This is a genomic window from Pseudomonas pudica (genome assembly GCF_015680405.1).
GTDB classification, from domain to species: Bacteria; Pseudomonadota; Gammaproteobacteria; order Pseudomonadales; family Pseudomonadaceae; genus Aquipseudomonas; species Aquipseudomonas pudica.
Map to the genome: position 1 here is coordinate 77,126 of NZ_JADLJS010000016.1, position 24,935 is coordinate 102,060.

A 24,935-nucleotide genomic window follows, 5' to 3' on the forward strand; every position below is an offset into this window, starting at 1 on the left:
GCGGGTGCAGATCCAGGGTCACTATGAGCTGAAGTTCGAAGCAGTGCGCGAAGCCTTTGCCGCGCTGTTCGATGATCCCCAGGAGCGTGGCGCCGCGCTGTGCATCCAGGTCGGTGGCGAAACCGTGGTCGACCTGTGGGCTGGCTGTGCCGACAAGGACGGCCAGCAGGCTTGGCACAGCGATACCATCGCCAACCTGTTCTCCTGCACCAAGACCTTCACCGCTGTCACCGCCCTGCAACTGGTCGGCGAGGGCAAGCTGGCGCTCGATGCGCCGGTGGCCAACTATTGGCCCGAGTTCGCCCAGGCAGGCAAACAGGCGATCACCCTGCGCCAGTTGCTCAGCCACCGTGCCGGTCTGCCGGCCATCCGTGAGCTGCTGCCGGCCGAGGCGCTGTATGACTGGCAGGCCATGGTCGATGCGCTGGCAGCCGAAACGCCCTGGTGGAAACCCGGCACCGAGCACGGCTACGCCGCCATTACTTATGGCTGGCTGATCGGCGAGCTGATCCGCCGTGCCGACGGCCGTGGCCCCGGCGACTCGATCGTGGCCCGTACCGCTCGGCCGTTGGGGCTGGATTTTCATGTCGGCCTGGCGGACGATGAGTTCCATCGCGTAGCGCATATCGCCCGTGGCAAGGGCAACGCCGGGGACGCCGCGGCGCAGCGCCTGCTGCAGGTGACCATGCGCGAGCCCGAGGCCCTGTCGACCCGTGCCTTCACCAACCCGCCGGCGATACTGACCAGTACCAACAAGCCTGAGTGGCGGCGCATGCAGCAGCCAGCGGCCAATGGTCATGGGAATGCGCGTAGCCTGGCGGGTTTCTATGCCGGGTTGCTGGACGGTAGCCTGCTCGAATCCGAACTGCTCGACGAACTGACCCGTGAGCACAGCATCGGGCAGGATCGCACCCTGCTCACCCAGACGCGTTTTGGCCTGGGCTGCATGCTCGACCAGCCCGATGTAGCCAATGCCACCTTCGGCCTCGGGGCCCGCGCCTTCGGCCATCCAGGCGCTGGCGGCTCGGTCGGTTTCGCTGACCCGGAACACGATGTGGCCTTCGGTTTCGTGGTCAATACCCTCGGCCCTTATGTGCTCATGGACCCGCGAGCCCAGAAACTGGTACGTGTCCTTGCCAGTTGCCTTTGATCGGGTAATGCGGGTGTTGCCCCACCCCTTTGACTATCCTCAATGCCAACGCCTGAAGCGTGTAGGCAAAATTTCTTTCTATTTCATGGTGTATCGCTGATGTCTTCACACAAAACCTTAGCACTCGCCCTGTGCCTGACCGCCGTTACAGGCTGCGCCAGTCACCCCCAGGACGGCTCGAAGGACAGCGCCTCGAGCTGGTGGCCCTTTGGTTCGGAAAAGGTTGCCGAGCAGGAAGTGAAGGAAGCCGTCACTGAAAACGTGGCCAAGGCCGACGCCAAGTCCGACAACGCCAGCCGTTGGTGGTGGCCGTTTGGCGGTGAAGAAAAGCAGGCAAAGGGGCCGGTGGTACCGAAGATCGACCAGAAGGCCACCCAGGCCTGGCTGGACGAGTACGAGCCCAAGCTGCGTGAGGCGATCAAGGGCAGCAAGCTGGAGCTGGAGCGCCGTGACAACGTGCTGGCCGTAACCATCCCGGTGGACAGCTCGTACAACCCCGATCGTCCGAACATGCTGCTGCCGATGACCCTGGGCCCGATCACCCGTGTGGCCAAGACCGTCGAAGGCGATGCCAAGACTGCCGTGCTGGTGCTTGGCCATGCCGACAGCAGCGGTGTCGCTGCTGCCAATCAGAAGCTCAGCCTGGAGCGCGCCGCTTCGGTGTCGGCCATTTTCCGCCTCAGCGGCCTGCAGCGTGATCGCCTGAACCTCAAGGGCATGGGCTCGGAAATGCCGCGCGCCGCCAACGACAGCGCCGAGGGCCGTGCCCTGAACCGCCGTGTGGAAATGCTGTTGACCCCGCAGAACACCATGGTCGCCCTGCTGGCCAAGTACCAGCAAGCCGCTCCGGCGCGGGCCCCGATGGTGGCGGTGCAGGACGTCAAGGCGCCTGCTGCCAAGCCTGCCGACAGCAAGCCGGCCACCAAGGCTGCGGCGAAGAAACCTGTCACCAAAGCCAAGGCCAAGGCGCCTGCCAAGACAACGGCCAAGAAAAAAGCCGCGCCGGCCAAGCCCGTCGCCAAGAAAGCTACCGCTGACAAGAAAGTAGCTGCAAACAGCCCTGCGAAGACCAACTGATCGTCAAGGAACGCAGCAATGACCCAATCCCTGGCTGATATGCGCCGCGACTACACCCGCGATGGCCTGGCTGAAGCCCAGGCCCCGGGGGAGCCGTTCGCCCTGTTCCACCAGTGGTTCGCCGACGCGGTGAAAACCGAGCAGGTACCGGTGGAAGCCAACGCCATGACCCTGGCCACTGTCGATGGTGAAGGCCGTCCTCACTGTCGTATCTTGTTGCTGAAGGGGCTCGATGAGCGTGGTTTCACCTTCTTCACGAACTACGATAGCGCCAAGGGCCAGCAACTGCTGTTCAACCCTTTCGCCGCCATGACCTTCTTCTGGCCTGCACTGGAGCGCCAGGTGCGCATCGAAGGGCGTGTGGAAAAGGTCACGCCTGAGGAATCTGACGCCTACTACCAGGTGCGCCCGCTGGGCAGCCGCCTGGGGGCATGGGCTTCGCCGCAGAGCCAGGTAATCGCCAGCCGTGAGGAGCTGGAGCTGCTGGTCAAGGCCACCGAGGCGCGCTTCTGCGACACTCAGCCGCATTGTCCGGAACATTGGGGTGGGTATCGTTTGCTGCCTGAACGCATCGAATTCTGGCAGGGGCGGGCCAGTCGCCTGCATGACCGACTGAACTACCGGCTGGTGGATGGGCAATGGCTGCGGGAGCGGTTGGCGCCCTGAAATTGTGGGGCCGCTTTGCGGCCCTTTCGCGACACAAGGCTATCCCGGAAACCCGGCAGCCTCCCGCTCCAACCACCCCGCCAACTGCTTGCGCCCCACCTTCTCCACGCGCGCCTGCTCCAGCCTTTGCAGCATATACGCGCGCTTTTCTGGGGCCGACCCAGCCAGCGACAATGCCAGGTCACGGTCCATCCAGCGGCGCATGCGCACATACAGCCACCAGTGGAAGTAAAGCCCCGCGACGGTGGTGACCACGACGATGAAGTAATCCATGGCTATCCTTGGTCTCACTTGAAATGGCCTCGACACAGCCATGCAGGCTGTACCCTGGCTGAATGAAAACAATTTTATTACGTTTGTACCGTGACAGCGGTCAACCTGCAGCGTCTAATGGACACCTGACTTATGGAGACTTTACCCATGCGTAAATCCGCTTTGCTGGTGGCGACCTTTACCACCATGTCGTTGTTGCTGGGTGGCTGTGCCTCGAGCCTGACCGGTGACAGCTACTCCCGTGATGAAGCCCGCCGCGTGCAAACCGTGCGCATGGGCACCATCGAGTCCCTGCGTCCGGTCAAGATCGAGGGCACCAAGACCCCGATCGGTGGTGGTGCTGGCGCCATCGTCGGTGGTGTGGCCGGCAGCGCCGTGGGTGGTGGTCGTGGCAGCATCGTTGCCGCCGTGATCGGTGCCGTAGCCGGTGGTCTGGCCGGTTCCGCCGCCGAAGAAGGCCTGACTCGTACCCAGGGTGTCGAAATCACCGTGCGTGAGGACGATGGCAGCATGCGGGCCTATGTGCAGGCCGTACAGCAGAACGAGATCTTCCGCGTTGGCGACCGCGTACGCATCATGACCGTCGACGGCACCAGCCGCGTTACGCACTGACCGTAGCCCAACAAGAAAAACCCCGACATGGCGCTCGCCAGTCGGGGTTTTTTCATGCTGCGACCAGGTCAGCCGACGTTGGGCTTGCGGCTGGCCATGGCGGTTACCGCATAGCCGATCACGGCGGCGAAGAACGAGCCGGTGAGAATACCCATGCGGTCCATACCGGCGTAATCACTGCTGCCAGGTACAAAGGCGAGCGAGCCGACGAACAGGCTCATGGTGAAGCCGATGCCGCAAAGTATCGCCACACCCAGCAATTGCCCCCAACTGGCGCCGACAGGCAGCGCGGCCAGGCGCAGCTTGACCGCGACCCAGGTCAGCCCGAAGACCCCCACGGTCTTGCCCAGCAGCAGCCCGACGGCGATGCCCAGTGGCACCGGGTGGGTGAAACTGTCTACGGTCATGCCTGCCAGCGATACACCGGCATTGGCGAAAGCGAACAGTGGCAGGATGGCGTATGCGACCCACGGGTGCAGGGCATGTTCCAGGGCGAGCAGTGGCGAGCGTTCGGCATGGCGCGTGCGCAGCGGGATGCACAGGGCCAGGGCTACCCCGGCCAGGGTGGCATGCACACCGCTCTTGAGCACGCAGACCCACAGGATCAGGCCAACGATCATGTATGGCCCAAGCTTGACCACGCCAAGCCGGTTCATGGCCACCAGCACTATCAGGCAAGCGGCGGCCAGCAGCAACGACACGCTTGACAGGGTGCCCGAGTAGAACAGGGCAATGACGATGATCGCACCGAGATCGTCGATGATCGCCAGGGTCATCAGGAACAGTTTCAGCGACACCGGCACGCGCTTGCCCAACAGGGCCAGTACGCCGAGGGCGAAGGCGATGTCGGTGGCGGTAGGGATCGCCCAACCGGCCACGGCGGCAGGGTTGTCACGGTTGATGAACCAGTAGATCAGTGCCGGAATCACCATGCCGCCCACGGCGGCGGTGGCAGGCAGGATCACCTGGGAGGGCTTGGACAGGTGGCCGTCGACCACCTCGCGCTTGACCTCCAGGCCGATGAGCAGGAAGAACAGGGCCATCAGGCCGTCGTTGATCCACAGCAGCAACGGTTTGGCGATATGCAGCGCGCCGACCTGGACGGCGACGGGAACGTCGAGCAGACCGCTATACAGATAGGACAGCGGTGAGTTGTTGATGACCAGGGCCAGAATGGCCGCGGCGATCAGCAACAGGCCGCTGGCGGCTTCGAGCTGGAAGAAGCGGGTGAACAGGCTACGCACGGGCTATAGGCTCTCCATGAGCAGTTGACGATGGAACGGGCATACACCCTAGCCTGTGACGATATGCTTTCAAACAAAAACTATATTCGTTTTTGTTATATGGTGTTACTGGCTGGGCTGAGGGAAGACTAGATGCAGATGGGGAAGGAGTGGGGAGGGGAATTCTGATGTTTGCTGTGGATTGTTCTGATGTCGGCAGTGGCCCTTTCGCGGGTGAACCTGCTCCCACAGGTACTTCACAGTTTTCAATACCTGTGCAGTACCTGTGGGAGCGGTTTTACCCGCGAAGAGGCTCTGGCATGTAATAAAGGATCAGAGGCCGAGCATATCCCGCGCCACCGCCTCGGCGATGCGAATGCCATCGACACCCGCCGACAGGATCCCGCCCGCATACCCGGCCCCTTCACCCGCCGGGAACAGCCCCTTCAGGTTCAGGCTCTGGAAGTCCTCACCGCGGGTAATGCGAAGCGGCGACGAGGTGCGGGTCTCGATCCCGGTCAGCACTGCGTCATGCAGGTTGTAGCCCTTGATCTGCCGGTCGAACGCCGGCAGGGCCTCGCGAATGGCCTCGATGGCGAAGTCCGGCAGGCTCGGGGCCAGGTCGCCCAGGGTCACACCTGGTTTGTAGGACGGCTCGACACTGCCCAGCGCTGTCGACGGCCGGCCGGCGACGAAGTCACCCACCAGCTGCGCCGGAGCCTGATAGTTGCTGCCACCCATCACATAGGCGTGGGCTTCCAGGCGCTCCTGCAGCTCGATGCCGGCCAGCGGGCCACCTGGGTAGTCGCGCTCGGGGTCGATGCCGACGACGATGCCGGAGTTGGCGTTGCGCTCGTTACGCGAGTACTGGCTCATGCCGTTGGTAACCACCCGGCCCGGCTCGCTGGTGGCGGCAACCACGGTGCCGCCCGGGCACATGCAGAAGCTGTATACCGAACGGCCATTCTTGGCGTGGTACACCAGCTTGTAGTCGGCGGCACCAAGTTTCGGATGGCCGGCGTATTTGCCCAGGCGTGCCTTGTCGATCAGCGTTTGTGGGTGTTCGATGCGGAAGCCCACCGAGAACGGCTTGGCTTCCATGTACACGCCCTTGGCATGCAGCATGCGGAAGGTGTCGCGGGCACTGTGGCCCAGGGCCAGCACCACATGGCGCGAGTGCAGCTGTTCGCCGCTCTCCAGCACCACGCCGGTCAGTTGCCCATCCTCGATCAGCAGGTCGGTGACCTTCTGCTGGAAGCGCACTTCGGCCCCCAGGGCGATCATGTCCTGGCGCATCTGCTCGACCATGCCGGTGAGGCGGAAGGTACCGATGTGCGGCTTGTTGATGTACAGGATCTCGTCCGGCGCGCCGGCCTTGACGAACTCTTCCAGTACTTTGCGGCCGTGGTGCTGCGGGTCCTTGATCTGGCTGTACAGCTTGCCGTCGGAGAAGGTACCGGCGCCGCCTTCGCCGAACTGCACGTTGGACTCGGGGTTGAGCACGCTCTTTCGCCACAGGCCCCAGGTGTCCTTGGTGCGCTGGCGCACTTCCTTGCCGCGCTCGAGGATGATCGGCTTGAAGCCCATCTGTGCCAGCAACAGGCCGGCGAAGATGCCGCACGGGCCGAAGCCGACCACGATCGGGCGCTCCTGCAGATCGGCAGGGGCCTGGCCGACGAACTTGTAGGTCACGTCTGGCGCCGGGCCGATGTTGCGATCGTCGGCGAACTTGCTGAGCAGCTCGGCTTCGTTGCTGGCTTCCAGATCGATGGTGTAGATGAACAGCAGTTCGCTGTTCTTCTTGCGCGCATCGTAGCTGCGCTTGAACAGGTTGAAGCTGAGCAGTTGCTCGTCACGGATGCCCAGGCGCTGGACGATGGCTTCACGCAGGGCTTCGTCGGGATGGTCCAGGGGCAGCTTCAGTTCGGTGATTCGTAGCATGGCAGGGTCCAGTATCCCGGCCATGGGCGGCCGGCGGCTTTACACAAACCGCCAAGTATAAGCTGTTCGCCGCCCTGACTGGCAGGATAAAAGCGCCCGGCGATCAGTTGTCGCGGGCACCGCCATAGTAACCGCAGCCTTGCAGGGTCTTGCCGTCGATGCGCAATTCGGCGCGCAGGTGGTGGATGGCGCCGGTGGCGCTGTCTACGCAGCGTTGTGGCGCGACCCACAGCTCCACGTGCTGGCCGTTGGCTTCGCTGGTCAGGGTCAGGCCACCGCCGGGCACTTCTTCCTCCAGGAAGGGGAGAGGCAGGGGTTGCTGGCCGACGCGGTTGAGCACCATGCCTTTGCCGCTGGCCTTGATGTCCCATTCCGGTTCGTGGCCGTTGGCGCGCAGGGTCAGCTGCTTGAAGTTGGGGTCTTCACAGGCGCGCGTGGAAGGCTCCAGACGGTACAGGCGGCGTACTTCCAGCTGGCCGTCGTTGTTGGCCTGCCTGCTGCCGGTGAGGCGGCCACGGACGTCGGCGAACAGCTTGTCGTTGGCGTCCTTGGCTAGGTTGGCGGCCTCCTGCAGGATGCCCGTGGCGGCGACGTCGTTGATCACGAAGGTGCGGTTTTCGCTGCACGGCTTGAACAGCAACTGGCCACCGGCGGCACGCAATTCGCCCTGCATGCGCGTGGTGCCGATGTTCGGGTCGCTGGGGGCGTCAGCCATGAGCTGGCAGCCGGCGAACAGGGGCAGCAGGGCGGTGAGCAGCAGGGTGGGGTTGAGGCGCATGGGGCGGGCTCCGGGGGTCTTTGCCGTGAAAGCAGGCCACGTTACTCAGGCTGGCGCTGGATCACAAGTTAATGGTTGCCTGTGCTGGCCCTATCGCCGGCAAGCCAGCTCCCACAGGCCCCACAACTTTCAGGAACTGTGGGTTACCTGTGGGAGCTGGCTTGCCGGCGATAGGGCCAGTACAGGCAATACATTTCTGACAGGTAGAAAAAAGGGCCAGTAGATGGCCCTTTTCCCATCAACCCCCCAGGTACGCGTCGCGCACCTTCGGGTCGGTCAGCAGTGCTTCCCCAGTACCCTGCATCACCACCCGGCCGTTCTCCAGCACATACGCTCGATCAGCGATCTTCAGCGCCTGGTTGGCGTTCTGTTCCACCAGGAACACCGTCACGCCATCACGGCGCAGCTGTTCGATGATGTCGAAGATCTGCTGGATGATGATCGGCGCCAGGCCCAGCGAGGGCTCGTCGAGCAGCAGCAGCTTGGGCTTGCTCATCAGCGCCCGGCCAATGGCGAGCATCTGCTGCTCGCCACCGGACATGGTGCCGCCCCGCTGGATATAACGCTCCTTCAGGCGCGGGAACAGCTGTAGCACCTTGTCCAGCTGCTCCTGGTAATCGCCCTTGTCGGTGAAGAAACCACCCATCGCCAGGTTTTCCTCGACGGTCAGGCGGGAGAACACGCGGCGGCCTTCCGGCACTACCGCGATGCTCTTGCGCATGATGTGCGAGGACGGTTGGCCGACCAGTTCTTCACCCAGGTACTTGATGCTGCCGCTGTGCGCCTGCGGCGAGCCGCACAGGGTCATCAGCAAGGTCGACTTGCCGGCACCGTTGGCGCCGATCAGGGTAACGATCTCGCCCTGGTTGATCTCTACGTTGACGCTGTGCAGCGCCTGGATCTTGCCGTAGAAGGTGGAAACGTTCTCGAACTTCAGCATTTACGCTTCCCCCAGGTAGGCTTTGATCACGTCAGGGTTGTCGCGGATCTCTTCCGGCGTGCCGTGGGCCAGGGGGGTACCCTGGTTGATCACCACGATATGGTCGGAAATGCTCATCACCAGTTTCATGTCGTGCTCGATCAGCAGCACGGTGACGTTGTGCGACTCACGCAGGTAGGCGATCAGCGCCTTGAGGTCTTCGGTCTCCTTCGGGTTCAGGCCCGCTGCCGGTTCGTCGAGCATGATGATGCGCGGCTGGGTCATCATGCAGCGGGCGATTTCCAGGCGGCGCTGCTGGCCGTAGGCGAGGGTGCCGGCGGTACGGTTGGCGAACTCGGTCAGGTTGACCTTCTCCAGCCAGTATTGCGCGCGCTCCATGGCCTCCTTCTCGCTGCGGCGGAAGCTCGGGGTCTTGAACAGGCCGGCGAAGAAGTTGGTGTTCAGGTGGCGGTGCTGGGCGATCAGCAGGTTTTCCAGCGCGGTCATTTCCTTGAACAGGCGCACGTTCTGGAAGGTCCGCACCACGCCCTTGCGGGCAATCTGGTGCCCGGCCAGGCCCTGGATCGGCTGGCCATCGAGCAGGATGGTGCCGCCGCTGGGCTTGTAGAAGCCGGTCAGGCAGTTGAAGACAGTGGTCTTGCCGGCACCGTTCGGGCCGATCAGTGCCACCACCTGTTTTTCCTTGACGGTCAGGCCCACGCCGTTGACCGCCAACAAGCCGCCGAAGCGCATGCTCAGGCCGCTGACTTGCAGAATTTCGCGGCTCATCGACGCAGCTCCATGTGTGGACGTTGCATAGGCAGCAGGCCTTGCGGACGCCAGATCATCATCAACACCATCAGCGCACCGAACATCAACATCCGGTATTCGCTGAACTCACGCATCAGCTCGGGCAGCAGGATCATCACGATGGCCGCGAGGATCACGCCCAGTTGTGAGCCCATGCCGCCGAGCACGACGATGGCGAGGATGATCGCCGACTCGATGAAGGTGAACGACTCCGGCGTCACCAGGCCTTGGCGCGCAGCGAAGAAGCTGCCGGCGAAACCGGCGAAGCAGGCGCCCAGGGTGAAGGCCGACAGCTTGATCACGGTCGGGTTCAGGCCCAGTGCACGGCAGGCGATCTCGTCTTCGCGCAGGGCTTCCCAGGCGCGGCCGATCGGCATGCGCAGCAGACGGTTGATCACGAACAGCGCCAGCAGGGCCAGCAGCAGGGCCACCAGGTAGAGGAAGATGACCTTGTTGATCGAGTTGTATTCCAGCCTGAAGAACTCATGGAAGGTCTGCATGCCTTCGGCGGCACGGCGTTCGAAAGTCAGGCCGAAAAGCTCTGGCTTGGGGATGTTGCTGATGCCGTTGGGGCCGCCGGTCCAGTCGGTGAGGTTACGCAGGAACAGGCGGATGATCTCGCCGAAGCCGAGGGTCACGATCGCCAGGTAGTCACCGCGCAGGCGTAGAACCGGGAAGCCGAGCAGGAAACCGAAGGTAGCGGCCATCAGGCCGGCAATCGGCAGGCATACCCAGAAACTCCAGCCCAGGTAGTGCGAGAGCATGGCGTAGCTGTAGGCGCCAACGGCGTAGAAGCCGACGTAACCGAGGTCGAGCAGGCCCGCCAGGCCGACCACGATGTTCAGGCCCAGGCCCAGCAACACGTAGATCAGGATCAGCGTGGCAATGTCGACCGCACCGCGCGAGCCGAAGAACGGCCACACCAGTGCCGCGACGATCAGGCCCATGATCACGTAGCGCTGGGTCTTCGGCAGGGTCAGGTAGTTGCTGACTGCCGGCGGGATCAGCTTGCGATCCGAACGGCGGCCCATTACCGAGTTCCACTGCTTGTCGAACAGCACGCGCAGGAACATCAGGACCGAGCACAGGGCAATGATGCTGAGGTTGAACGAGCCCTGGCTGTGCACGGACAGGCTGATGCCGTCGATGCTCAGTTTCAGGCCCAATACCGGGAAGGCCACGGCCCATACCAGCAAGGCGCTGAAGAACGCCTGTTTGAGATTTCTGTTCATACTTTTTCAACCTCCGGGCGGCCCAGGATGCCGGTCGGCCGGAATAGCAGGACAAGAACCAACAAGCCGAATGCCACCACGTCCTTGTACTGGTCGCCGAAGATATCGGCACCGAACGCTTCGGCCACGCCCAGCACCAGCCCACCGAGCATGGCGCCCGGGATGCTGCCGATGCCACCCAGCACCGCCGCGGTGAAGGCCTTCAGGCCCACCAGGAAACCGGCGTTGGGGTTGATCACCCCGTACTGCATGCTCAGCAGCACGGCCGCCACCGCCGCCAGGGCGGCACCGATGACGAAGGTGAGGGCGATGATGTTGTTGGTGTTGATGCCCAGCAGGTTGGCCATCTTGATGTCCTCGGCACAGGCGCGGCAGGCGCGGCCCAGGCGGGAACGGGAGATGAACAGGGTGAGGCAGGTCATTGCCACCAGGGTGACCACGAACACCAGGATCTGCATGTAGCTGATCAGTACTTCCTCCGCGCCGCCCGGCCCGAACGAGAAGCTTCCGGGGATCAGGTTGGGGATGGACTTGTCCTTGGAGTCTTGCGACAGCAAGACGGTGTTCTGCAGGAAGATCGACATGCCGATGGCGGAAATCAGCGGGATCAGGCGGTTGCTGTTGCGCAGGGGGCGGTAGGCAACCCGTTCGATGCTGTAGCCATAGGCACTGGTGACGAAGATCGTCGCGACGAAGGCGACGGTCATGAGGATCGGCAGCGAATGGATACCCATCATGGCCAGGCCAGCCAAGGCGATGAAGGCCACGTAGGAACCGATCATGTACACCTCGCCGTGGGCGAAGTTGATCATGCCAATGATGCCGTACACCATCGTGTAGCCGATGGCGATCAAGGCATAGGTGCTGCCGATGGTCAATCCATTAACCAGTTGTTGGAAGAAATGGTAGATCTCAGGCATTACAGCGCTCCTAAAAACCTGATTTGCATTTCGCTGGCGGGGGTAAGGCCAGGAAACCGCGGGTGACGGTTTTAAGATTTTCAGGTGAGCCGCCCCCGGATCGCGGGGATCAGGCCCATGAACCTCATAAAACAAAGCCCACTGCTCGCACAGTGGGCTCGTAGGTCAGCTATTAGTCACGCAGTTACTGAGGGGAGACTTCGGTCTTAGGCTTGCCGAAGTGCCATTCGTAGACCACGAACTTGAAGTCTTTCAGGTCGCCTTTGTCGTCGAACGACAGGTCACCGGTCGGGGTCTTGAAGGTACCTTTGTGGATGGCGGCTGCCACCTTGTCGGCATCTTCGGACTTGGCTTCCTTGATGCCCTGGGCGATCAGCTCGACAGCCGAGTAGGCCGGGAACACGAACGGGCCGCTTGGGTCCTTGCCGTCAGCCTTGATGGCGTCGACGATCTTCTTGTTCGCAGGGTCCGCGTCGAACGACTTCGGCAGGGTCACCAGCAGGCCTTCGGAAGCGTTCTGGGCGATCTGCGAGATGGAGTCGTTACCCACGCCTTCCGGGCCCATGAACTTGGCTTTCAGGCCTTTTTCCTGAGCCTGGCGCAGGATCAGACCCAGCTCTGGGTGGTAGCCGCCGTAGTAGACGAAGTCGACGTTGTTCTGCTTGAGCTTCTGGATGATCGAGGAGAAGTCCTTGTCACCGGCGTTCAGGCCTTCGAACACGGCAACCTTGGTGCCTTTGCCTTCAAGGGTCTGCTTGACTGCGGTAGCGATGCCTTCACCGTACTGCTGCTTGTCGTGCAGGACGGCGACCACCTTCGGCTTGACGTGGTCGGCGATGTAGTTGCCGGCAGCAGGGCCTTGGGCGCTGTCCAGGCCGATGGTGCGGAAGATCAGCTTGTAACCACGGGCGGTGATTTCCGGGGAGGTGGCGGCTGGGGTGATCATGATCACGCCTTCGTCTTCATAGATGTCGGACGCAGGCTGGGTGGAGCTGGAGCACAGGTGGCCGATGACGAACTTGACGCCATCGTTGACCACCTTGTTGGCGACTGCAACGGCCTGTTTAGGGTCGCAGGCGTCGTCGTATTCCTTGGCTTCGAGCATCTTGCCATCCACGCCGCCCGCGGCGTTGATATCCTTGATGGCTTGCTTTGCGCCGATGAACTGCATGTCGCCGTACTGGGTCACAGGGCCGGTCTTGGGGCCCGCAATCCCGATCTTGATGGTATCGGCGGCAAACGAATGGCTGGCTACCCCTGCCAGAACCATTGCGGCGAACAGCTTGGAAATCTTGATCATAGTGCTCCACTCATTCTGTTGTAATTCTTATAGTCCTGGCGGCCAGGGCTACAGACCGGGCGGGATTTGCGGCGTGGCCATGCCAACGCGCAAGCCCACCTTCCCCCGGAACATGTCCCGGAACTGTACCGGTACAGTGTAGAGCGCTGCCCGAGCGCTTGAAAAGCGGTCGAAAAGTGCCTGCTTCCTGGGTTGTCGCTTGGTCGACACAAAGATACAGAAAGGCGCCATCAAACTGCCTGCATCTGCGATCCTGCCCCACAAGATCGGGATCAATCGACCAAATTACATATTTGAAACCGGGTTTTTCTGCAAAAATGCCGGCCTTTTTTATTGGCCGATTTTTGCGGATACCACCCATGACTGATCAAACAAGCACCCTCTATGCCAAATTGCTTGGCGAGACGGCAATCATCGAGTGGAAAGCGCTGGAGCGTTTCTGGGCAAAGGGTGACCTGATTTGGGTCGACCCCAGCGTTGACCTGATCGCCGTTGCCGAGGCGATGGCCGAGAATCGCAGCGAGATCTTCGCCAAGTGGCGTAGTGATGGCACTGTTGGGCCGGTGACCGCCGAGCAGGCCCATGACCTGCAAAGCCGCGACCCAGAGATCTGGGCGGTAGTAGTTTCGCCGTTCATCGTGATCCAGGTGAAGCGCCCGGCAGAAGCGTGATCGCTTTTGGTGCGCAAAAATGCGCAGTAGCCCCGTTTTGGTGCTCGAAGGCGCTCAGGGCGGGTAGAGGGAAGTAACAATTCGGCGTGGCGGTAACAGTTTACGGGATGCGTAATGGGGCCGCACAGCGGCCCCCGGTTGTTCGAATAGTCAGGAGTCATTGATGAGCACTGCACTACCTTCGCTTGGATTCGCTGGCATCGGCCTGATGGGCCTGCCCATGTGCCGGCGCCTGTTGGCAGCGGGCTACCCGCTGACCGTATGGAACCGCAGCCCGGAAAAGTGCGCTGCACTGGTCGCCGCCGGCGCGCGCCTGGCCGGCAGCCCTGCCGAACTGTGCCGCGACAGCGACATGCTGCTGCTGTGCCTGGCCGACACGGCCGTGGTCCGTGAGGTGGTGTTTGGCGAGCAAGGCATAGCCCAGGGCGGGCGCAGCGGCCAGTTGCTGATCGATTTTTCCAGCCTGGAGCCAACCGCCACCCGTGAAATGGCTGCCGAACTGGCAGCGCTGTGCGGCATGGCCTGGCTGGACGCGCCAGTTTCCGGCGGCACGCCCGGGGCCGAAGCCGGCACCCTGGCGATCATGGTCGGTGGCGAGGCGACCGACCTGGAGCGCGCCCGCCCAGTACTGCAGGTGCTCGGCCAGCGCGTGACGCACATGGGGGCGGTGGGCGCAGGCCAGGTGACCAAGGCCTGCAACCAGATGATCGTGGCCTGCAATGCCCTGGTGATCGCCGAAGTGGTGGCCTTGGCTGAACAGTCCGGGGTCGACGCGACGCTGATCGCCGAAGCACTGGCGGGCGGCTTTGCCGATTCCAAACCGCTGCAGATCCTCGCTCCGCAAATGGCCGAAAGCCGCTTCGAGCCGATCAAGTGGCACGTGCGCACGCTGCTCAAGGACCTAGATGGCGCGGTCAAGTTCTCCCGCGAGCAAGGCTCGGCGACGCCGCTCAGTGGCCTTGCCGCACAATTGATGCGCCTGCACGCAAGCCAGGGGTACCTGCAAAAAGATCCGGCGACCCTGGTTGAGCTGTATCGCAGCAAGGTTTGAACACGCCACCCTGGTGCTGCAGCCGTTCCAGCAACGAGCGCAGTTCGGCCAGTGGCTCGGGGCGACCCAGCAGGTAGCCTTGCAGATAGTCGCAGCCGTGGGCTTCGAGAAACGCCAGCTGTTCGGCGGTTTCCACGCCCTCGCTGACTACCTGAAGATGCAGGGTATGCGCCATGACGATGATCGCCTGGACGATCTCGCGGTCCTTCTGGCTGCCCGGCACATCCTGCAGGAAGCTGCGGTCGATCTTCAGCACATCCAGCGGCAGGCGCTTGAGGTAGGCCAGTGACGAGTAGCCGGTGCCGAAGTCATCGATCGACAGCGTCACGCCCAGGGCGCGCACGCGTTTGAGCAGGTTGACTGTGCGCTGGATATCCCCCATCAGGGCGTTCTCGGTCACTTCCAGCTCCAGCTGCCGGGGCGCGAGCCCGGCGTGGAACAGCGCCTTCTCCACTTCGTTGGGCAGTTCGTCGTGGCTGAGAGTGACTGCCGAGCAATTGACCGTGACCTTGAGGTTGCCATGGCCGTGGCGCTGCAGATAGGCCATGTCGGCGCAGGCGTGGCGCAGCACCCACAGGTCGAGGTCGATGATCAGCCCGTTGGCTTCGGCGATGGCGACAAAACGATCGGGCCCGAGCAAGCCGTGTTGCGGGTGGCGCCAGCGCACCAGTGCTTCCAGTTTGGCCACTTGCCTGCTGCGCATGTCGAAGATCGGCTGGTAGTGCACGCACAGCCCATGCTCCTCGAGCAGGGCCACCCTCAGTTCTTCTTCCAGCTGCAGCGCAATCGAGGCCTGGGTCTTAAGGCTGTCGTTGAAGAAGTTCAGGCTGTTGCGCCCATTGCCCTTGGACTGGTACAGGGCGAGGTCTGCATGCTTGAGCAGCTCTTCGGCGGTGGTGCCGTCTTCGGGGAAGATGCTGATGCCGATGCTGGTGGTCATGACCATGCGTCGGCCGCCCAGGTTGATGGGCTCTTTCATCCTCTGCATGATGCGCTGGGCCAGGTGGCGGGCTTCGTCGCGGTTATTGAGGCTGGTAACCACGCAGAACTCGTCGCCGCCAAGGCGCGCGACCAGGTCGTGGTTGCGGGTGGCGGCCTTGATGTGGCTGGCGATCACCTTGAGCAGTTCGTCGCCGGCGTCGTGACCGAGGCTGTCGTTGATGCGCTTGAAATGGTCGATGTCCAGGAACATCACTGCCAGGTGGCTTTCCGTTACCTTGTGTTCGGCCAGGCGTTCAGCGAACACCTGGTTGAAACCGCGACGGTTTACCAGGCTGGTCAGCGCATCGTAGTGCGCAGCCTGCTGCAGCGACGCGCGGGCCTGGTCGAGTTGGCTGAGCAACACGCTGACCCGGCGCAGGTCGTGTTCCTTGCTTTGCAGCTTCTTGTCGGCCAGTGCGCTACTGATGCTGGCAGCACTGATGAGCAGGGTAATGAAGCCGATGCCCAGCGCCAGTTGCAAGCTGTTGTCGCCAGAGGGCAGGCGCAGGGCGGTGTCGGCCGGGATGACCAGGGTCATGGCCGACATCGCGGTGAAATGGGTGGCGACAATACCGCCGGCCATCAGCAGGCTGGCGCCGTACTTCATGGCCTGGTGCAGGTTGCCGCTGCCATGCCGGAAGTAGCGGGCCAGGTACAGCGCGGTCAGGCTGGTGAGCAGGGCAATGGTGGCCGAGGCCAGCAGCAGGCCGGATTGGTAGTACTGGCGGGCGCCGGTTTCCAGGGCGGCCATGCCTACGAAGTGCATCACGATGATACCCAGGCCGATCAGTACCGCACTTTGCAGGTAGTGGTGTGCGCGCATCTGGCTGCGGTCGAGGCTGTGCATGGCCAACCAGGCGACGGCCAGAGCGATGAGCAGCGAAAGGATGGTCAAGGACACGTCGTAGTGCACTTCCACTGGAGCCTGGAAGGCCAGCATGCTGATGAAGTGCATGGCCCAGATGCCGCCTGCGAGGCAGCAGGCACCGAGCATGTTCCATTGTCGGTGGGCGGTGGGATCTTCGCTGTGGGATTGGCGCTCGGCCATGTCCAGGGTGGCGAAGCAGGCCGCACAGGCGACGAAGTAGGCGAGCAGAACCAGGAACGGTTCATGCCGGCAATCAATGACGATGCGCCCGGTTGCCGGCAGGTCGGCGAACAGTTGCAGCCCCAGCCATTCCATGGAATGCCTCATGATCGAGTTTGCACTCGTCTGCGCTACAACCCTGTGCAGACTGTCCAGAGGCAGTATAGGAAGAGGTGTTTAAGCCTTCCTGACTAATGGCACATTGATTTCTACGATTTGGTTATGAACCTGATCGCAGCATGGAATATGTAAATGGGTTCTGAAAATTGGCCCCCCTGTGGGAGCGGCCTTGTGTCGCGAAAGGGCTGCAAAGCAGCCCCGGCAATTTCAACTATTGCGCGTCAATCCTGGGGCCGCGTTGCGGCCCTTTCGCGACACAAGGCCGCTCCCACAAAGGCGGCGGTTTCTGAACTGTATTAGCCCGCCACTAGCACACGAATGGCTTCCAGGCGCAGGGCGGCCTTTTCCAGCATCGCCAGGCCCTCTTCGCGCTGCCTGCGCAGCGCTTCGATCTCGCTGTCGCGCACGCTTGGGTTGACCGCTTGCAGCGCGATCAGACGTGCCAACTCTTCGTCGGCTTCCGCTGTCAGGCGGCGCTGGGCCTCGGCCACGCGCTCGACGTGGGCCGGCATGACCTTGGCCTCGCCACTGCTGATGCGCTGGGCAAGCACGTCGCGCTGGGCCTGGACGAACTTGTTGGCGCTGGCCCGCGGTACGCTTTCGAGCTGGTCGTTGAGGGTTTCGAAGGCCACGCGGGACGCCAGGTCGTTGCCGTTGGCATCGAGCAGGCAGCGCAACGCCGCCGGTGGCAGGTAACGGCCCAGTTGCAGACTACGCGGTGCCACCACCTCGCTGACGAACAGTAGTTCAAGCAGCACGGTGCCGGGTTTGAGCGCCTTGTTCTTGATCAGCGCCACGGCAGTGTTGCCCATCGAGCCGGACAGAACCAGGTCCATGCCGCCTTGCACCATCGGGTGCTCCCAGGTGAGGAACTGCATGTCCTCACGCGACAGGGCCTGGCCACGGTCGTAGGTGATGGTCACGCCTTCGTCGTCGCCCAATGGGAAGCTGGCGTCGAGCATCTTCTCGCTTGGCTTGAGGATCAGGGCGTTTTCGGAATGGTCTTCGCTGTCGATGCCGAAGGCGTCGAACAGGGTTTCCATGTAGATCGGCAGGGCGAACTGGTCGTCCTGTTCGAGAATGGCCTCGACCAACGCCTGGCCTTCGCCGGCACCACCGGAGTTGAGTTCCAGCAGGCGGTCACGGCCAGTATGCAGTTCGGCTTCCAGGCGCTCGCGCTCGCTTCGGGCATCGGCCACCAGGGTTTCCCAGGCCTTGATTTCGCCGCCTTCGAGCAGCGGCAGCAGGCGCGGGCCGAACTGGTGCTGCAGAGCGTTGCCGGTAGGGCAGGTGTTGAGGAAGGCGTTGAGGCCTTCGTGGTACCACTGGAACAGGCGCTCTTGCGGGCTGTCCTGCAGGTACGGGATATGCAGCTGGATGGTGTGCTTCTGGCCGATACGGTCCAGGCGGCCGATGCGCTGTTCGAGCAGGTCGGGGTGCGCTGGCAGGTCGAACATCACCAGATGGTGAGCAAACTGGAAGTTGCGGCCTTCGCTGCCGATCTCGGAGCAGATCAGCACCTGCGCGCCGAACTCTTCGTCGGCGAAGTAGGCAGCGGCGCGGTCCCGTTCGAGGATGCTCATGCCTTCATGGAACACCGAGGCCGGGATGCCGGAGCGCACGCGCAGGGCGTCTTCCAGGTCCATCGCGGTTTCGGCATGGGCGCAGATCACCAGCACCTTGGTGCGCTTGAGCATCTTCAGGGTGTCGATCAGCCAGTCGACGCGTGGGTCGAAACGCCACCAGCGCTCGTCGTCGGCCACCTCGCCCTGGGCCTGGAAGGCGACTTCCGGGTACAGCTCGGCATGTTCGCCGGCTGGCAGGTCGCGGTACTGCTCGGGCGTGGCCAGTGGGTATGGGTGCAACTGGCGCTCAGGGAAGCCCTGGATCGCCGCGCGGGTGTTACGGAACAGCACGCGGCCGGTACCGTGGCGGTCGAGCAGCTCACGGATCAGGCGCGCACTGGCCTGGGAATCGCCGTCGCTGACCGCGGCCAGCAGGGCTTCGCCTTCGGCTCCCAGGAAGCCCTGGATGGTGGCGTGGGCCTTGGGCGACAGGCGGCCTTCGTCGAGCAGTTCCTGTACGGCTTCAGCCACCGGGCGGTAGTGCTCGCTCTCGGCTCGGAAGGCGGCCAGGTCGTGGAAACGGTTGGGGTCGAGCAGGCGCAGGCGGGCGAAGTGGCTGTCCTGGCCGAGCTGCTCGGGGGTGGCCGTGAGCAGCAGCACGCCCGGGATCACCTGGGCCAGCTGTTCGACCAGACCGTATTCGGCGCTGACCTGGTCTTCGTGCCAGACCAGGTGGTGGGCTTCGTCCACCACCATCAGGTCCCAGCCGGCGGCGAACAGCGCGTCCTGGGCCTTTTCGTCTTCGACCAGCCACTCCAGGGCCACCAGCGCCAGCTGGGCATCCTCGAACGGGTTGCTGGCGTCGCTTTCGATGAAGCGCTCGGCATCGAACAGGGCCACCTGCAGATTGAAGCGGCGGCGCATTTCCACCAGCCACTGGTGCTGGAGGTTTTCCGGTACCAGGATCAGAACGCGGCTGGCGCGGCCAGACAGCAGCTGGCGGTGGATCACCAGGCCGGCCTCGATGGTTTTGCCCAGGCCCACTTCGTCGGCCAGCAAGACGCGCGGCGCGCTGCGGTCGGCGACTTCGCGGGCGATGTGCAACTGGTGGGCGATGGGTTGGGCGCGGCAGCCGCCCAGGCCCCACAGCGCCGACTGCATCTGCTTGCTGGTGTGCTGCAGTGTGTTGTAGCGCAGGCTGAACCACGACAGCGGGTCGATCTGCCCGGCGAACAGGCGGTCACTGGCCAGGCGGAACTGGATGAAGTTCGACAACTGGGTTTCCGGCAGCGTGCGCGGTTGATTCTGCCCGTCCAGGCCGTGGTAGACCATCAGCCCGTCGATGTCCTCCACCTCGCGCACGGTCAGCTTCCAGCCTTCGAAGTGGGTGATCTGGTCACCTGGCGAGAAGCGCACGCGGGTCAGCGGCGCATTGCGCAGGGAATACTGGCGGGTGTCGCCAGTGGCCGGGTAGAGCACGGTCAACAGGCGGCCATCCTGCGCCAGGATGGTACCCAGGCCGAGCTCGGCTTCGCTGTCGCTGATCCAGCGTTGCCCCGGTTGATACTGCTGCGCCATACTGCCTGAACTCCCGCGATGAAAAAGCCGATTATGTTAACGGATCGGCCGGTCAGACCAAAGTGCCGAGCGCATCGAAAGGTGCCGAAGTGCGATAGGTAGCAACAGTCTAGCCGCTTCATCGCACCCCACCGTGCTGCCGACGAGGGCCCCCGATCAACATGTCTGCCAAGCACCGCTGGATCAGCACTTCGATGGCCGTGGGCAGCCTGTTGCTACTGGCCGCCTGCGAGCAGAAAAACTTCGAGACCTTGCCCGCCATTCCGATCGAGCAGCTCGAGGTACTGGGCGTGCAGACGCCGATCAAGAGCGTGCACTTTCGTGACCGCGACGGTGAAGGCCTGCTGGTATTGAGCCGCAGCGATGGCCAGGCCAGCGACCCGGAAAGCGAGCAGGAAGTGGACAAGGTGGTACTCAAGGCCACGCTGTACGGGCGCACCGCCGAAAACGACGCGTTCAAGGCGCGCTGGCAGATCGAACAGGAAACCACCTGTCCGGGGCTGGACCTGGATGTGGACTTCTATAACGACGTCAGCGATGTCGGCGACCTGAACAAGGACGGCATCGCCGAGGTGACGGTTGCCAGCCATGCCTTCTGCGGCGGTGGCATCGACCCGCACGACATCGCCATCGAGATGCGCGAAGGGCAGGCCAGCTATAGCATCACCGGCCAGTCGCTGATTACCCCGGCGGGTGAAGAGCCGATCGGCGGTGAGCGTGAGGACAGCGCTTCGCTCAAGGCCGCGCCGCAGGTGCTTCGCGAGCACATGGATGCGGTCTGGCAGCAGGTGTACAAGCGCCCTTGGAGCGAGGCCAGCCCGCCAAGCGACGGCGACCCTGACGACGAAACCGAATAAGTGTTGTGCCAGCCATCAAGGTAAACCCGCGCCTGCCGATACAGGGGGCATAGGAGAACGTCCATGCTGCCACCGATCATTCCGCTCAGTGCCGCGCCGGTGACCTCGCAACAGGACCCGGTCAAGCCGACACCCGACATCAAGCCGGTGGTGCCGACGCAACCTGCATCCGGTGAAAGTGCCATCGACCTCAAGCACCAGCGTGACCCGCAAGAGCAGGCGCTGCTGCTGCGTGAGGAGCAGCGCCGCCAGCAGCAACGCCGGCAGAAGGGCGACGACGAACGCTACAGTGCTATGCCGGGTGACGAGGTCAACGCCGACAATACCGTGCCGGTGGCACCGTTGATGGGCGAGCATGTACGCCAGGGGCTGCTGGTGGACATCGAAGTCTGACATGGGGCTGGTCAGCGCCAGCGCCTGGCTTCATCATGCAAGTCTCAGTTGATCGTCGAGCCCACCCATGAGCCAAGACAACCTCATCGATTTCGATGCCGAACGCGCCAAGCGTATCCACGACCTCAAGGAAAAGCGCCTGAATGAAATGCGCAATGCGTTCGAGCAAGCCCTGCCGTTGAACACTGCCAAGAAAAAGAAGCCCAAGGGCAAGCCGAAGAAGCGCTGAAACTTGACGCAGGTCAACCCTGCACCCGCCTCGCGTGCCCGGCCCCGGGCACCATTGACACCGATCAATTTTCCCCGCCCCCACATTGGTTAACGTGCACCCATCGGACAACGGCAAACGAATGGGGAGGCCAGCATGTTCTTCGACAACGTGGTTATCGCCGGAGTGGTAACGGTCGGGTTGATGGTCGTCTTCTTTGCCGGTCTGGGCATTTTCATCTGGAAGGACTCGAACAAGCGCAAGCCGCGCTGACCTTCCGGGTACACGAGCACGCAAGGCATTTAGGGCGACTTCGGTCGCCCATTTTTTTGCCTGCAATCTTGTGTTGCCTGTCCCTCCATAAGATGATTAGCTAGCTAATTAATCGTTTCCGCTTTATCCTTCCCACCATTGTCTATCTTTCTACAAGACCATCCCCGCAAGGTCCGTCTCGTGCCCATCACCCTCCAGGCCCTGTTCGCCCCTAGCAGCCTCGCCCTCAAGTTCGCCATCAAGACCCTGCTCGGTGGCGGGCTGGCGCTGTGGCTGGCGATGCGCTGGGGGCTGGAGCAACCGTCCTGGGCACTGATGACCGCTTTCATCGTCGCCCAGCCGTTGTCGGGCATGGTGGTGCAGAAGGGCCTGGCGCGGTTGGCCGGTACCTTGGTCGGCACGTTCGCGTCGGTGCTGTTCATCGGCCTGTTTGCCCAGACCCCATGGCTGTTCCTGCTCACCTTGGCCCTGTGGCTGGCCCTGTGCACCGCCGCCTCCACCCAACTGCGCAGCGCCTGGGCCTATGCCTTCGTGTTGGCAGGCTACACCGCAGCGATCATTGCCCTGCCGGCCATCGACCACCCGTTGCAGGTGTTCGACCAGGCCGTGGCGCGCTGCACCGAGATCTGCCTGGGTATCTTCTGTGCCACCGCCAGCAGTGCCTTGCTCTGGCCCATGCGGGTAGAGCAGCAACTGGGCGGGCAGGCCCGCCAGGCCTGGCAGAACGGCCTGCAGGCCGCCAGTGCCATGCTGGGCGGCGAAGACGAGGCGCGCAAAGGCCTGCTGGAAAGCCTGGGGCGTATCGTTGCCATCGACAGCCAACGCGAACACGCCTGGTTCGAAGGCAACCGCGGGCGCCAGCGCGCTCGTGCCATTCGCGGCCTGAGCCAGAAACTGATGGTGCTGCTGCGCATTTCCCGTTCGGTGCGCCGGCAGTGGCGGCAACTTGATGAGCGCCAGGCCGAAAGCCTGGCACCCTGGTTGGAGGAGGTGCGCGCACTGCTGGGCAAGCCCGACCAGCCGAGCCTGTTGTTGCTGCGCCAGCGCATCTGGGATGCCGCCCACGACGAACAGATCAGCCCGGCGGAGCACTTCTGCCTGGCGCGAATGGCGCTGCTGCTGGATTACGCCATGGCTGCCAGCCAGGCGCTGGAGGATGTGGAAGCGGGCAGGGCGCCCAAGGATGTGTCCCAAGGCCTGGCCGCGCACCGCGACTGGTCGCTGGCTTTGCTGTTCGGCTCACGCAGTGCGCTGGCCTTTCTGGTAATGAGCGGCTTCTGGCTGGCTACCGCCTGGCCTTCGGCACCGGGTGGGCTGGTGTTGACCTGCGTGGTCTGCAGCCTGTTCGCCAGCCGCGAGAATGGTGCGCAGATCGGCTTGAGCTTTTTGCGCGGAATCTGCCTTGCCATACCTGCGGCATTTCTGGTCGGGCAGATTCTGCTGCCGCAATGGAGCAGCTTCGCCATGCTGTGCCTGGGCATGGGCGTGCCGCTGTTTCTTGGCGCGCTGGGCATGGCTCACCCGCGGACCGGGGCCACGGCTACCTCCTATTGCCTGCACTTCATCGTGCTGGTGTCGCCGCTGAACGCCATGCAGTTCGGCGTGGCCACCATGCTCAATAGTGCCTTGGCCATGCTGGTGGGGGTGTCGGCGGCGGTGATGGCCTTTCGTTTGTTGGTGTTTCGCCACCCGGCCTGGCTGGGCCGGCGCCTGCGCGCGGCGACCCAGAACGACTTGGTGCGCCTGACCCGGCGCGACCTGCGCGGGGCCGACAGCTGGTTTGGCGGGCGCATGGCCGACCGCCTGATGCAACTTGCGCGGCATGCCAGCGAACTGCCCGAGAACGAGCGCAAGCGCTGGGACGATGGCCTGCACGGCCTGGATATCGGCGACGAACTGGTGCATCTGCGCATGTGCCTGGCGGTCGCCCAGGCCCCGTTGGGGCGCGCCGAGCGCGAATACCTGCAGCAAGTAGAGGCCGTGCTGGCCAAAGGGCCGGCGCCCGGGCGTGGGCAGCGCCTGGATGCCGCCAGCGAACAGTTCATTGGCGCCTTGCGCCGTCTACCCTCCAGCGATCCGCTGCGGTTGGCCGAAGGGGCGGTGCTGCAACTGCAGAAAAGCTGGGGCAAGTGGTGCCGCTGGCAGGAGGAAACCCATGGGGTTGCGTGAGTGGGAAGTGGGCGGCGTGCTGTTCAGTCCCTTTCTGGTTTATGTGTTGCTGGCGCTGGTGCTTACCGGGTTGCTGCGACTGCTGGTGCAGGCCACGCCGTTGGGGCGCTGGATCTGGCATGAAGCGCTGTTCGACGCGGCGTTGTTCGTTTGTGTGTTGTTCCTGGTGGTGCGACTGCTGGGAGCTTTATAAAGGAGTGTTTCGATGCGTGCGGCCGTACGTACCCTGATCACCTTGTGTGTGGTAGCCCTTGCCGTGTTTGCCGGCTATCAGTTATGGCAGTACTACATGCTCACCCCCTGGACCCGCGATGCCCGTGTGCGTGCGGATGTGGTGGTGATCGCCCCTGATGTATCCGGCTGGGTGCGCGAGCTGAAAGTCCGTGACAACCAGCAGGTCAAGGCTGGCGACCTGCTGATGAGCATCGACCGCGAACGCTTCCAGGCTGCCTTCGACCAGGCCAGCGCAGTGACCGAGACACGTACCCAACAACTGCGCCTGCGCGAGCGTGAAGCAGCCCGGCGTACTGCCCTGGGGCCGGAGGCGATCAGTGCCGAATTGCGGGAAAACGCCCAGATCAATGCGGCCATCGCCCGCGGTGAGTTGCACGAGGCCGAGGCACAGTTGCAGGTTGCCAAAATCAACCTGGCGCGCAGTGAGGTGCGTGCACCGCGTAGCGGGCACATCACCAACCTGCGCCTGGCCGAGGGCAACTATGTGAACACCGGGGAGTCGGTGATGGCCCTGGTGGACGATTCAACCTTCTATATCCAGGCCTATTTCGAGGAAACCAAGCTGCCGCGCATTCGCGTGGGGGATGCGGTAAAGGTTTGGCTGATGGGCGCGGGCGAGCCGATGCAAGGGCATGTGGAGAGCATCAGCCGTGGTATCACCGACCGCAACAGCAACCCGGACAGCCAGTTGCTGCCGGAGGTTGAGCCGACCTTCAACTGGGTGCGCCTGGCGCAGCGGATACCGGTGAGGATTCGCCTGGACCAGGTGCCGGAGGGGGTGACCCTGAGTGCGGGAATGACGGCCAGTGTGCAGGTGCATGAGGAGCAGAATCGGCCGTGAGGGCCA

The 24,935-nt window shown here is 63.2% G+C and carries 24 protein-coding genes; 13 read left to right on the forward strand and 11 right to left on the reverse strand.

The window, feature by feature from the left end:
* Positions 1-4 precede the first annotated feature (4 nt).
* The 3 genes from IRZ77_RS13705 to pdxH all read left to right on the forward strand — a co-directional run bounded on the left by IRZ77_RS13705 (position 5) and on the right by pdxH (position 2,893).
* Positions 5-1,150 carry an EstA family serine hydrolase gene (locus IRZ77_RS13705; protein WP_046614726.1) on the forward strand — a complete coding sequence of 382 codons (1,146 nt, stop codon included), beginning with the start codon at positions 5-7 and terminating at the stop codon, positions 1,148-1,150.
* A 99-nt stretch (positions 1,151-1,249) separates the two neighbouring features.
* Positions 1,250-2,227, forward strand: coding sequence for an OmpA family protein (locus tag IRZ77_RS13710; RefSeq protein ID WP_108481820.1), 978 nt, complete (start codon positions 1,250-1,252; stop codon positions 2,225-2,227).
* Between the two features lie 18 nt (positions 2,228-2,245).
* Positions 2,246-2,893: a pyridoxamine 5'-phosphate oxidase gene (gene pdxH, locus IRZ77_RS13715; RefSeq protein WP_046614724.1), complete on the forward strand. Its 648-nt coding sequence runs from the start codon at positions 2,246-2,248 to the stop codon at positions 2,891-2,893.
* Between the two features lie 39 nt (positions 2,894-2,932).
* Here pdxH and IRZ77_RS13720 read toward each other — a convergent pair whose 3' ends face one another.
* The gene (locus tag IRZ77_RS13720) at positions 2,933-3,166 is read right to left on the reverse strand and encodes a hypothetical protein (protein ID WP_085601540.1); all 234 of its coding nucleotides are present in this window, start codon (positions 3,164-3,166) and stop codon (positions 2,933-2,935) included.
* A 147-nt stretch (positions 3,167-3,313) separates the two neighbouring features.
* Here IRZ77_RS13720 and IRZ77_RS13725 point away from each other — a divergent pair, with 147 nt between their 5' ends.
* Positions 3,314-3,778 carry an outer membrane lipoprotein gene (locus tag IRZ77_RS13725; protein WP_013973925.1) on the forward strand — a complete coding sequence of 155 codons (465 nt, stop codon included), beginning with the start codon at positions 3,314-3,316 and terminating at the stop codon, positions 3,776-3,778.
* A gap of 68 nt (positions 3,779-3,846) precedes the next feature.
* Here the strand turns inward: IRZ77_RS13725 and nhaA are convergent, their stop codons facing one another.
* From nhaA to IRZ77_RS13765, 8 genes are all read right to left on the reverse strand, one after another.
* A complete protein-coding gene (gene nhaA, locus IRZ77_RS13730; RefSeq protein ID WP_085601538.1) occupies positions 3,847-5,022 on the reverse strand; it encodes a Na+/H+ antiporter NhaA in 1,176 nt (391 codons plus the stop codon).
* Between the two features lie 312 nt (positions 5,023-5,334).
* A complete protein-coding gene (locus tag IRZ77_RS13735) occupies positions 5,335-6,942 on the reverse strand; it encodes an NAD(P)/FAD-dependent oxidoreductase (RefSeq protein ID WP_046614721.1) in 1,608 nt (535 codons plus the stop codon).
* Between the two features lie 103 nt (positions 6,943-7,045).
* A complete protein-coding gene (locus IRZ77_RS13740; RefSeq protein ID WP_046614720.1) occupies positions 7,046-7,720 on the reverse strand; it encodes a COG3650 family protein in 675 nt (224 codons plus the stop codon).
* 238 nt (positions 7,721-7,958) lie between these two features.
* Positions 7,959-8,660, reverse strand: coding sequence for an ABC transporter ATP-binding protein (locus IRZ77_RS13745; protein ID WP_013973921.1), 702 nt, complete (start codon positions 8,658-8,660; stop codon positions 7,959-7,961).
* Positions 8,661-9,428, reverse strand: coding sequence for a high-affinity branched-chain amino acid ABC transporter ATP-binding protein LivG (gene livG / locus IRZ77_RS13750; RefSeq protein ID WP_013973920.1), 768 nt, complete (start codon positions 9,426-9,428; stop codon positions 8,661-8,663).
* Positions 9,425-10,681 carry a high-affinity branched-chain amino acid ABC transporter permease LivM gene (locus tag IRZ77_RS13755; RefSeq protein ID WP_196173676.1) on the reverse strand — a complete coding sequence of 419 codons (1,257 nt, stop codon included), beginning with the start codon at positions 10,679-10,681 and terminating at the stop codon, positions 9,425-9,427. The genes livG and IRZ77_RS13755 overlap by 4 nt, the downstream gene beginning before the upstream one ends.
* A complete protein-coding gene (gene livH / locus IRZ77_RS13760) occupies positions 10,678-11,601 on the reverse strand; it encodes a high-affinity branched-chain amino acid ABC transporter permease LivH (RefSeq protein ID WP_025340356.1) in 924 nt (307 codons plus the stop codon). The genes IRZ77_RS13755 and livH overlap by 4 nt, the downstream gene beginning before the upstream one ends.
* 184 nt (positions 11,602-11,785) lie before the next feature.
* Positions 11,786-12,901 (reverse strand): branched-chain amino acid ABC transporter substrate-binding protein, encoded by a 1,116-nt coding sequence (locus IRZ77_RS13765; RefSeq protein WP_024087643.1) that lies wholly within the window; start codon positions 12,899-12,901, stop codon positions 11,786-11,788.
* Between the two features lie 359 nt (positions 12,902-13,260).
* Here IRZ77_RS13765 and IRZ77_RS13770 point away from each other — a divergent pair, with 359 nt between their 5' ends.
* Together IRZ77_RS13770 and IRZ77_RS13775 are read left to right on the forward strand one after the other, a co-directional pair.
* Positions 13,261-13,572: a DUF2288 domain-containing protein gene (locus IRZ77_RS13770; protein WP_196173678.1), complete on the forward strand. Its 312-nt coding sequence runs from the start codon at positions 13,261-13,263 to the stop codon at positions 13,570-13,572.
* Positions 13,573-13,735: 163 nt separating this feature from the next.
* Positions 13,736-14,623: an NAD(P)-dependent oxidoreductase gene (locus IRZ77_RS13775; RefSeq protein ID WP_196173680.1), complete on the forward strand. Its 888-nt coding sequence runs from the start codon at positions 13,736-13,738 to the stop codon at positions 14,621-14,623.
* On the opposite strand, the gene IRZ77_RS13780 is transcribed toward IRZ77_RS13775, so the two are convergent.
* The gene (locus IRZ77_RS13780) at positions 14,523-16,787 is read right to left on the reverse strand and encodes a putative bifunctional diguanylate cyclase/phosphodiesterase (protein WP_196173688.1); all 2,265 of its coding nucleotides are present in this window, start codon (positions 16,785-16,787) and stop codon (positions 14,523-14,525) included. The genes IRZ77_RS13775 and IRZ77_RS13780 overlap by 101 nt on opposite strands.
* A gap of 320 nt (positions 16,788-17,107) precedes the next feature.
* A complete protein-coding gene (gene rapA / locus IRZ77_RS13785) occupies positions 17,108-19,954 on the reverse strand; it encodes an RNA polymerase-associated protein RapA (RefSeq protein WP_196173682.1) in 2,847 nt (948 codons plus the stop codon).
* Positions 19,955-20,115: 161 nt separating this feature from the next.
* On the opposite strand from rapA, the gene IRZ77_RS13790 reads away from it, so the two are divergent.
* The 7 genes from IRZ77_RS13790 (at position 20,116) to IRZ77_RS13815 (ending at position 24,929) form a co-directional block, all read left to right on the forward strand.
* Entirely contained in the window at positions 20,116-20,811 is a 696-nt protein-coding gene (locus IRZ77_RS13790) for a M949_RS01915 family surface polysaccharide biosynthesis protein (protein ID WP_085601532.1), read from the forward strand.
* 63 nt (positions 20,812-20,874) lie between these two features.
* On the forward strand, positions 20,875-21,204 hold the full coding sequence (locus IRZ77_RS13795) for a hypothetical protein (protein ID WP_046614714.1): 330 nt from the start codon (positions 20,875-20,877) through the stop codon (positions 21,202-21,204).
* A 67-nt stretch (positions 21,205-21,271) separates the two neighbouring features.
* Positions 21,272-21,433 carry a hypothetical protein gene (locus tag IRZ77_RS13800; protein WP_178081805.1) on the forward strand — a complete coding sequence of 54 codons (162 nt, stop codon included), beginning with the start codon at positions 21,272-21,274 and terminating at the stop codon, positions 21,431-21,433.
* Between the two features lie 135 nt (positions 21,434-21,568).
* The gene (gene ccoM, locus IRZ77_RS27165) at positions 21,569-21,685 is read left to right on the forward strand and encodes a cytochrome c oxidase subunit CcoM (RefSeq protein WP_025340347.1); all 117 of its coding nucleotides are present in this window, start codon (positions 21,569-21,571) and stop codon (positions 21,683-21,685) included.
* A gap of 180 nt (positions 21,686-21,865) precedes the next feature.
* Positions 21,866-23,854 (forward strand): FUSC family protein, encoded by a 1,989-nt coding sequence (locus IRZ77_RS13805; protein ID WP_046614713.1) that lies wholly within the window; start codon positions 21,866-21,868, stop codon positions 23,852-23,854.
* Positions 23,841-24,047: a DUF1656 domain-containing protein gene (locus IRZ77_RS13810; protein WP_046614712.1), complete on the forward strand. Its 207-nt coding sequence runs from the start codon at positions 23,841-23,843 to the stop codon at positions 24,045-24,047. Before IRZ77_RS13805 ends, IRZ77_RS13810 begins: the two co-directional genes overlap by 14 nt.
* Before the next feature lie 12 nt (positions 24,048-24,059).
* Positions 24,060-24,929, forward strand: a complete 870-nt coding sequence (locus IRZ77_RS13815; RefSeq protein ID WP_085601530.1) for an efflux RND transporter periplasmic adaptor subunit — start codon at positions 24,060-24,062, stop codon at positions 24,927-24,929.
* The last annotated feature ends 6 nt before the right edge of the window (positions 24,930-24,935 follow it).